Annotated in this window: 7 protein-coding genes; all 7 read left to right on the top strand. The window is 35.4% G+C overall.

Annotated features, from left to right (window positions below):
• The coding region (gene mobB / locus AC1EUY_RS06345; RefSeq protein WP_480194670.1) for a MobB family relaxase at window positions 1–955 on the top strand (955 nt) is incomplete at its 5' end.
• A 10-nt stretch (window positions 956–965) separates the two neighbouring features.
• Entirely contained in the window at window positions 966–2,549 is a 1,584-nt protein-coding gene (locus AC1EUY_RS06340) for a type IV secretory system conjugative DNA transfer family protein (RefSeq protein WP_480194669.1), read from the top strand.
• A gap of 124 nt (window positions 2,550–2,673) precedes the next feature.
• Window positions 2,674–3,264, top strand: a complete 591-nt coding sequence (locus AC1EUY_RS06335) for an RNA polymerase sigma factor (RefSeq protein ID WP_480194668.1) — start codon at window positions 2,674–2,676, stop codon at window positions 3,262–3,264.
• A 107-nt stretch (window positions 3,265–3,371) separates the two neighbouring features.
• Window positions 3,372–4,580, top strand: coding sequence for a FecR family protein (locus tag AC1EUY_RS06330; protein WP_480194667.1), 1,209 nt, complete (start codon window positions 3,372–3,374; stop codon window positions 4,578–4,580).
• Between the two features lie 155 nt (window positions 4,581–4,735).
• On the top strand, window positions 4,736–7,888 hold the full coding sequence (locus AC1EUY_RS06325) for a TonB-dependent receptor (protein ID WP_480194666.1): 3,153 nt from the start codon (window positions 4,736–4,738) through the stop codon (window positions 7,886–7,888).
• Window positions 7,889–7,969: 81 nt separating this feature from the next.
• Window positions 7,970–9,262, top strand: a complete 1,293-nt coding sequence (locus tag AC1EUY_RS06320; protein ID WP_480194665.1) for a ComEC/Rec2 family competence protein — start codon at window positions 7,970–7,972, stop codon at window positions 9,260–9,262.
• A gap of 11 nt (window positions 9,263–9,273) precedes the next feature.
• Entirely contained in the window at window positions 9,274–10,242 is a 969-nt protein-coding gene (locus AC1EUY_RS06315; protein ID WP_480194664.1) for a glycerophosphodiester phosphodiesterase family protein, read from the top strand.
• Window positions 10,243–10,309: the final 67 nt, after the last annotated feature.

Genomic DNA, 10,309 nt, shown 5'->3' with positions numbered 1-10,309 from the left:
CAACTATCTTGAAAAGGAAAATGAGGAAAGAAGTGAGAAACTTCAGGAGTATTTCTTTGACCAAAACCATGATCAGATAAATCCAGAAGAAGTTATCACGGAAATAGACCACAATACCTCAAAGCTCAAAAAAAAAGACCCGAAATTCTATTCCATGGTGGTGAGTCCTTCCCAAGGGGAATTAAAAGCCATAGGAAACGACCCTGAAAAACTACGTCGATACATCAGGGAACTGATGAAAGATTATGCAGCTTCTTTTCATAGAAACAAAGCAGTCACCGTTGATGATATAAAATACTACGCCAAGATAGAAAAACAACGCAGCTATAAAGGTTCGGACAGGGAAATCAGAGAAAACCAACCCTATGCAACAAAAATACTGGAGCTTAAAAAAGAAATAAGAAAGATTGAGAAAGGTGAATCCAAAGGTAATATCAAAAGCATCCGTAAGGAAATAGACCGCTTAGAAAGGGATGCCCCACACAAGGTCGATGGTAAACGCATCGTTCGGGGCATGAAAAAAGAGGGCATGCAAAATCATGTCCATATCATTCTAAGCCATAAAGACGTGACCAATACCTTTAAATTGTCCCCTTTATCACAACATAAGGAAGCGGAGACCATCCTAAATGGAAAAACAATAAAACAGGGCTTTAATAGGGACAAGTTCTTTGAAGCAGCCGAAAAGACCATTGACAGAACATTCAACTACAAACGGAATTTTGTAGAAAGTTATAAAGCAAGAAACGCATTGGATAAAGACCCTAAACGGTTTTTGGCGATGTTAGCAGGATTACCAACGACGGAGAAACAGGTTGCATTGAAAACACTGTACAAAGCAGGTGTGAAACTACCGACCATTCCCACCAATAAGGTACAACTCGCCTATAAAGCACTTATGAAGCTCAAAAGAGGCATGGAAACAGCCATTGATTCAGGTTCCATTGGTATTTAAACAATAGATAATGACAGATGTACCAATGCATATACTGATAGCAGCATGGAGCTTGGGAGGGCTAATATCCTATGCATTCAATAAATATGTTCGGCAGGGATTTTTGATGGTACTCCTATGCCTGGTCTTGGCAACTATCATCATAAGTTACATGGTAGACTTACAATCATTATTAAAAGGTATGATGTTAATGGTTTTACCATTGCAATTTATAAACGTGGTCATCTATGCCTATTGTGGAGTAAATACAAACAGCCAAAGCAGAAAGGAATACAGGGTCATCATGAAAACCAGGGGAAAGAAATTGATATTGGAAAATATCCGAAGGGGTATTTCGGTTATTGCATCGGCAGGCAGTGGTAAAACAGAAAGTATCATCTACAATCTAATGGGGCATTTCAAAAAGCATAGGTTCTGTGGGGTCATCCATGACTATAAGAATTTTGAGATTACGGAAATGGCCTATCCCATGTTCCAAAAAGGAGAAAACCAATTCTATATTGTGTCCTTTGACCCTATTTATCAGAGGGTGAATCCCATTGCTCCAAAGTACCTGCCAGATGAAGAAAGCGTATATGAAGTATCACGAGTATTGTTGGAAAACCTGTTGGAAACAAAGGAGTCCGATGATAATAGTACTTCACGGTTCTTTAAAGATGCCGTAGAAGGGCTCATCAGTGGACTTATATGGCGTTTGAGAACGGATTATCCTGACTATTGTACTATCCCTCATTTGATTGCCATATACCAGCAATTGAACACCAAAGGACTTATAAAATTCCTGAATGGAAATATAACTTCGAGAGCTATGGCCGATGCTTTTGTCAGTGGTGTAGGATCAGAAAGACAAACTGCAGGAGTAAAAAGCACATTGGCCAATGCCTTTAAAAAAATAAGTACGAAAAAGATATTCATGACACTATCATCGGATGATATTCCACTTGATATTAATAATCCTGAAAATCCTTCGGTTATTTGTGTGGTCAATAACCCAAAAAAAGATGCTTCCCTTTCACCCGTTATCGCTACAATAATACACACCATTACCAAGCAACTGAGCGAGCGGAACCAATTGCCTTCTTTTGTTCTACTGGAAGAAGCACCGACCATAAGATTACTTAACATGCACCGCATTCCGGCAACATTGAGAAGCTATGATATTGTTACGATTTATGTGATGCAGGATAAAATTCAAAATGATATGTTGTATGGCGAAAAGGCAAGTAAAGCCATACTTAGTAATCTGTCCTATCAGTTTTTTGGAAAAGTCAATGATCCTGACACTGCAAAGTATTATGAACGTTTCTTTGAGATTGTCAAGAACCCAACCCGAAGTGTTAGTAAAGGAACAGGATTCTCATGGGACGCACGAATTACAAAGGGAGAAAGGGAAGTGCCCAAACGTAGGGCTGAAATCTTTTTTAGATTGAAGCAGGGAGAGTTTGTCGTATTTGCTGATGGAAAAGACAAAAAGGTACGATTTAAACCTCCCGTTATAAAAAGGGATTTACCATCTCCGAAAGAAATTACAACGATGGATTTGAAGCAGAATTTTATTAAAATCCATAGTGAGGTAAAATCGATGTTTATGTGAATGAAACCTTTTAACAGTTTCTTTAATATCAAAAACCAAATGCAATAATAACTTTGGTTAGTCTTATCTTCTCAACTAGTGTTTTTTTAAAACCATTAATTAGAATTTGTTACATTTGTTTAATTTGAAACTCAAAAAAACATATATAAATCAAAATTTTGACAATGTTAATCAGCATAAAATTTATACTGATAAACATCTATCATTTGAGAACTTCCACGATTATGAAAGCTTTTATGCCGAGGTTTATCAAAGGCTTTTTCATAGTCTTTTTAATTATGGAATGCAAATCTGTGGAAATAAAGAATTAGTAAAAGATAGCATACAAGAACTTTTTTCAGAATTCTGGAAGAACCAAAGAACACTCATCAAAATTAAATCAGTTAAACCATATCTTCTAAAATGCCTTAAAAGAAAAATTAAACGAGCTTTAGGAAAAGGGGGGCATTTATCATTAGAAGGAAGTTTTGAATTCGAAATATCCCACGAAACTAGGCTAATCGAAAATCAGCAACAAGATAGAAAACGGTTCATCTTAACTAAGTCATTACAATCCTTAACCGACAGACAGCGTGAAGCTATCTATTTAAAATTTCACGGGAATCTCTCCTATGAAGAAGTAGCTCAAGTTCTGAATATAAAAACAAAAGCTACTTATAAGCTTATTTCCAGAGCTTTATCCATACTAAAATCCGCAATCAAATCCTCTCATTAAAGCACTGAATTTCAGTTTATTGTAAAATAATTTGAAAAAAGTTGTTTTTCAATGGGGTAAAATTTGAAAAAACTGCCTGTTATATATAAACAGTTCCTTTCTGAATTATGACAGGTAAGATTTATAAATTCTTTTCGGCAGAAGATTTTGCATCAGATGCATATTTCCAAAAATGGATATTGGAAGATGACCATATGACCAATTTATTTTGGGAAAATTGGCTATTGGATAATCCAGCAAAACAAGAGGACATAGCATTAGCAAAAAAAATCATCCATCAATTTCGGTTTAAAGAATACACCGCATCCAAAGAAGATTTCAGTGAAGTATGGAAGAACATAAAAGAAACCCATTCTAATGATAGAATAAGAAATTATTCTTTTAATAAGAAATGGTATATAGGTATCGCGGCCACGGTGGCCTTGGTTATTTCTGTCCTCACTTTTTTAACCAAAGATGCAAAAGGCTTTAAAACAGATGAAGTACAAATAGTATCTCCAATAGAAAACATTATCCAAACAGGCACGGATAAAGCCATACTTACATTAGCCGATGGATCTGATATTGAATTAACGAAAGGTGAAACTTATGATACCAAAAATGCAAGAAGTAACGGTAAACAGATTGTATACAATTCAAATTCTGTTGGCAAAGAAATAGCCTATAATTATTTGACAACGCCACGTGGAGGTCAGTTTTTTGTAAAGCTGTCAGATGGCACACAGGTCTGGCTAAATTCAGAAAGTCGTTTAAAATATCCCGTAACATTTCGTGATGATGAAGCACGCACGGTAGAATTGGTTTATGGAGAAGCTTATTTTGACGTATCTCCCAGTACCAAACACAATGGATCAAAATTTAGAGTGCTGAATCAAGCTCAGGAAGTCGAAGTATTAGGTACAGAATTTAATATAAAGGCTTATAAAGATGAGGCAAATCTGCTTACCACACTAGTGGAAGGTAAGGTAGCAGTAAATACTATGAGTAAAAAGGAGTTTTTAATTGCAAACCAACAGTTAAAATTAAATGTTACCAATAACAGTACTACTATTTCTGAAGTAGATGTTTATCGTGAAATATCATGGAAACAAGGCGTGTTTAGTTTCAAGAATAAATCACTTAAAGACATCATGAAAGTACTGTCACGTTGGTATGAGATTGAAGTGGTTTTTGAAAGTGTACCTCTTGAAAACACTGTTTTCAGTGGAACGTTAAAGAAGAATTTAAGTATTGTCGATATTATGGAAACGATTACCAGTTCAAGTAATATTACTTATGAGATAAAAGATAAAACTGTATCGTTAAAACAGGATTAAAAATAATTACAATAACTAAAAAAACAGAAAAATATGGTATAAAATAACACAAGGTAAAATAGAAAAGGGGAAGACGGTCGGAATTCTCACAAACTAACCTTCATTTCCCCTTAGAAGTATTAATTAATCTAATAACTAACACAAAATTCAAATTTATGAAAATTAATTTTAGAACCGCACTTGTATCCAAAAGAAAGAGTGCGGGAATATGGATTATGAGAAGTTTTATTTTCTTCTTTTGCACAACCGTTTTTGGCTTCTCAACTGGAGATCTTCTTTCACAGAATGTTAAAATTACAATCGATGCTGATAAAACCGTATCAGCTGAAGAAATCTTTGATATGATCGATAGACAGACAGAATATTCTTTTGTCTATAAACCTGATTTGTTCAATGGCTTACCTAGGGTTCATCTTAAGAAAGGAACCATTCTTGTTAATGAATTATTACAAAAGAGTTTATCAGATAGTAATTTTATTCTTACCGTAAATGAGAACAAAACTATTTTTGTAAAAGAAAGGGTACTGGTTAAATCAACGTCAACTCAAAAGTCAATAAATGGAAAGGTAACCGACACTAATGGTCAACCTTTGCCAGGAGCTAATATTTTGGTCAAAGGCACATCGATAGGTACAACTACGGATATTGATGGTAATTTTAGCCTTGACGTTCCGGAAGATGCCAATATTCTGGTTGTTTCTTACATCGGGTTTCAAACAACAGAGATAACAATTGGAAACCAAACAACGTTTAATATACAGCTACAAGAAGATGCGGCAGCTTTAGATGAAGTAGTGCTTAAAGGATATAAAAAGCAAAATGTTGAAGCTATTCAAGCTAAAAGAAACCAAGTTGTAATTGGAGAGTTCTTAAGTCAGGACAATATTGGTAGATTGCCAGATTTTGCAGCAGCAGATGCGGCAAGGAGAATACCAGGTGTAAACACAGTATTTCAGGAAGATGAAGCAACTCAGGTAAGCGTAAGAGGTTTAGCTCCAATTTTTACCTATGCCACTATAGATGGTATGTTTTTACCTAGTGGCGATAGAAGTTCTAGGGTAGCCAACTTTGAAACCATTCCTTCGTCAGCAATAAAAACAATAGAGGTATATAAGTCAAGAACGGCTGAACAAGATGCAAATGCCATAGGAGGGGTATTCAATTTAGAGACTAGAAGTGCCTTTGATAGTAGTGATGATTTTTATGCCAATGGACGTTTCACAGTTGGGAAATATGATTTTGATGATATTCCAAGGTCAGAAAGTTTTAGAAACAATGCTACAAAAAACGGTCTGTCAATAAGAACTGATGCTACAATATCTTATAAGTTTGGCAAGAACAAACAGTTTGGATTTATTGCTTCAGGTAGTTTTAACAGAAAAGATAGGGATGAGTTTAAGACCCCTAAAAGAAACTACAATTTCCTAAACGATGATCCAACAATGCCGGTACCGAACAGATTTTATTTTGCGCAATACGACAACCTTATAAAAAGGTATGGTGGTTTTGCAAAACTTGAATTTAAACCCAATGATAATTTTTACATGTCAATTTCGGGAACATCATTCAGAAAATCTGACGATGAGGTTCGTATAGAAAATAGATTTAGGAATTTAGAATATGATGAAAGTACAGTAACTCCAGACGGTGGTAGTTTCACAGCAGGAAGGGTTCAATTGGCGTATGACCATTTTTTAATAGACCATAAAGTGGATAATGTTGTATTTGACACCTATTATGACTTTGGTAAAAGTAAGATTGATGCCAAAATAGGATATACCTATGGTTTTTTAGGTGAAGATGGTCCTTGGGGTGGCTTTAATTTTAACTCGGATCCAAACCTGTCAGGGTCTTATACCATTGGGTCAAGTTTGGATGATATTTCTTTTAATTTTGATAATCCCGCTTTTTATGCAGATGCTTCAAACTGGGATAGTTTTTATGTTGGTGGTAGAGGACATAGAGATGATGAAAATGCTTTCGTAACACAACTAAACTATGCCTATAATATGGACATGGGAAATGATGAAACAGGTTGGGGTTTTAAAACTGGGTTTAGTTCAAGAAATATTGACCATGTTTATAACAGAATTGACATGAGTGTTAATATCAATGATGATGCGCCAGATATTACATTTGCTGATTTTCCTTTAGAATTTTATAGCACCGATAATTTTAACGGAGGAAATGTTGGTTTGGTTACGTTTGATAATGTAGCCTTTGAAAACTGGGTTGCACAAAATACAAATACAACTGGAATAGATGCTTTTGATGAAGACTTTAATAGAGCTTACAGATATAACCTCGGCAGTAGATTTGAAATAGAAGAGCGCGTTACAGCTTTTTATGGTATGACCACGTATAAAGGGAATAATTTTACAATTACTGGTGGTTTGAGGTATGAAGATACCAAAACGGACTTTACAAGAATTCCTGAAATAAATGGGGTGCGAGATGAAAATGTAACAACGAGTCAAGAGAGTAATTATTCTAATTTGCTCCCTGATTTAAATGTTACTTTAGATGTCACTGAGAAGGTACGACTTAAAGCAGCTTATTACCAGGCCATAGGTAGGGGTAATTATACACAAATTGCACCAGTTGTGAATGTTGATGATGCAGCTGAAACCAGAAGCATAGGTAACCCGGATTTGAAGCCAAGAAAAGCAGATAATTTTGATGTTCAATTTGAATACTATTTTGATGGCAGAAGCAGTTTACTGTCTTTCGGATATTTTGTTAAAAATATTAAAGATGATATTGATTCTGACCAATTCATCGATCCCAATGATGGTTACACAGTTACAACAACATTTAATACATTGGGAGTTGATATTAGTGGACTTGAATTGAATTTAATTAAAAGTGATTTCAAAGATGAACTACCTGGATTCCTCGGCAACCTTGGAATAAGTAGCAACTTCACTTACCTTTTAGGGAAACGTGAAGTAGAGAAAGATCAGTTTTCAGGAAGTATACAGTCCTTGCCAACGACGATTCTTAACTCTCAACTTTTTTATCAGAAAGATAAGTTTGATGCAAGACTAGCATGGAATCATGTTGGAAGCTATGTGAAAAATGCTGATGACAATAATCCTGGCGATCCTATTAATGATGATCAATATTGGAAGCCTTTTAACCAATTTGATTTAACGGCAAATTATCAACTTACAGATAACTTTTCCTTGTTTTTCGAATGGAGAAATTTGACAAATGCTAATCGAGGATTCACCAGAGGCAGAGACCTGTTAATAGAAGATACCGAATTCGGAGGTTCAATTTGGTTAGGTACTACTTTTAAATTTTAATACAATTTAAGACACTGCCTAATCTTATATAAGATTAGGCAGTACTTTTCACTTTTCCAAAATTCATTAAATAATAGTAGAATGTCTTTGAACAGGTCTTTTTATACCATATCATTCATTTGTGTACTTATAATTTATTCATGTCAGCAAAACAAAGCTGATAATCGGTGTGATGGTGTATTAAATATCAAAAGCAATTCTAATTTGCAATGGGAAAAGGGTTATTTAGACATTCATTTCATTCACACAGGCAAAGGCAATGCATCCTTTACAGTTTTTCCCGACGGTACCACATTACTTTATGATGCAGGCGATGCACAATCTGGGAAAAAATATCCCTTGTACCCCTCCTTCGAATCGGATTCTTTAACAGCGGGACAGATTATTCAAAAGTACGTAAAGACCTTTTCTTCAAAAGACACTATTGATTATGCTATAATTTCACATTTTCATCCAGACCATTATGGTTCGTTAAGAGATGGGTTAAAAAAATCAGACAAAGGAGATTTTTACCTGACCGGGATAACCGAAGTGGGAGAATTAGTGCCCATCAAGAAACTCATAGACAGAGACTATCCCAATTATGATTATCCTGTTGACAGAAGACTTAAACCAGGAAATAAAAAGGTTCATAAACCAAATGAAAAGGACAGCACGTTTCTAAATTATCTCAGATATATTCAAACGCATCAAAAACAAGATGGTTTAGTCGTTGAAAAACTTTTAGGGGGCAGCAACCAACAAATTATAATGGTAAACTCCCCAGAGTCTTATCCTGAATTCAGCATTCAAAATATAAAGGTCAATAATGAAATCTGGAAAGGGCAAAAGACCCATACAAAAGTGTTAGAATTTCATCCGCCATTTGTAAACGAGTTTGGATATTACAATGAAAACCCTCTTAGTCTTGTCTTGAAAATCTCATATGGTGATTTTGATTATTATGCGGGTGGTGACACTTCTGGTGTTGACGATTACCCTGATTATGATGTGGAATCCGAGATGATGACACAAATTGGGGAAGTAGATGCTATGACTTTGAATCATCATGGATATAAAGACGCTTCCAATGCCTTGTTCCTGAAAAAGTTGAGACCACAGGTCATTGCACATCAAAGTCTTCACGACCCACATTTTTCCGAGAATGTTCAGCAGAACCTTCTAAGAACTGATGCGGATGTATTTGCATTATTCATTGGAGATGAAATAAAAAATGAATATGGGAATCAAATTGATAAAATCTATAAACATAAAAAAGGGCATTTCTTTATAAGGGTGTATCCAAAAGGCGAAGAATTTGAAGTCATTAGCCTAAAACCAGATAATTCCTTTTCCCTGAAGGAGAGATATGGTTTTTATGCTTCAAAGAACTAACACTTAACACTATGATAAATAATTATATAAAAAGAACATTTAAAGTCTCATTGTTAATAATGACTGTCTTTGCTTCATGTAAACAAAAACATAATACTGAACCTTTACATACTATACAGGATGAAAATATACAAGCACCGCTTGACATATCCATGTTAAAAAAAAAGCTTAACGAAGCTAACGATAAAAAGATTATGGTCATCGCCCACCGTGGCGATTGGCGCAACGCACCCGAGAATTCTTTACAAGCCATTCTAAACTGTATTGAAATGGGGGTGGATATGGTTGAAATTGATGTTCGTAAAACCAAGGACAATCAACTTGTAGTGATTCATGATAAAACTTTAGACAGAACAACAACAGGTAAAGGGTTGGTCTCAGAATGGACATTAGACAGTTTAAAAGTATTAAATCTGAAGAATGGGGCAAACCACACTACTCACCATAGAATACCAACTTTAAAGGAAGCTTTGGAGGCAGCGAAAGGTAAAATTTTAATAAACCTGGATAAATGCTACGGATATTTCGATGAGGCCTATCGAATCATGCAGGAGACAGGTACAGTACAACAAGTGGTCATTAAGGCCTATGACAAAACATACGATGAAGTCAGGAAAGACCTTGGTAATAAATTGGATTCGGTCGTCTTTATGCCCATCGTCAACCTTGACAAACAGAAGGATGCGTGGGAGATTATCGAGAAGTATCAACATGGACATACGCCCGTTGCTTTCGAGATCGTATTTTCAAAAGATACCTCTAAGGTATTGCAACGCTTTGATGCCATAAAAATGAACGGTAGCCGTGTTTGGGTCAATTCCCTTTGGGAAAGTTTAAATGCGGGATATGAAGATGATATGGCACTGACCCATACCGATAGTATCTACGGATGGTACATTGATAAGGGGGTGAACATGATACAAACGGATAGGCCCCAATTGTTATTGGACTATTTGCGTAAAAAACGACTTCATAAATAGTAATTTGAGTTAGTTAGTTTGAATTAGTTGAAGCGAAAAGCGCAGGAAACTGCGCTTTTCTTTCTTC

The sequence above is a fragment of the Maritimimonas sp. 2210JD6-3 genome, from assembly GCF_056591795.1.
The sequence above is the reverse complement of the archived record's forward strand: the minus strand, read 5'-3'. Positions and strand labels throughout refer to the sequence as shown.

Coding starts and splice junctions, on each gene's coding strand:
- AC1EUY_RS06340 (WP_480194669.1), top strand. CDS start 966: ATGACAGATGTACCAATGCATATACTGATAGCAGCATGGAGCTTGGGA.
- AC1EUY_RS06330 (WP_480194667.1), top strand. CDS start 3,372: ATGACAGGTAAGATTTATAAATTCTTTTCGGCAGAAGATTTTGCATCA.
- AC1EUY_RS06325 (WP_480194666.1), top strand. CDS start 4,736: ATGAAAATTAATTTTAGAACCGCACTTGTATCCAAAAGAAAGAGTGCG.
- AC1EUY_RS06320 (WP_480194665.1), top strand. CDS start 7,970: ATGTCTTTGAACAGGTCTTTTTATACCATATCATTCATTTGTGTACTT.
- AC1EUY_RS06315 (WP_480194664.1), top strand. CDS start 9,274: ATGATAAATAATTATATAAAAAGAACATTTAAAGTCTCATTGTTAATA.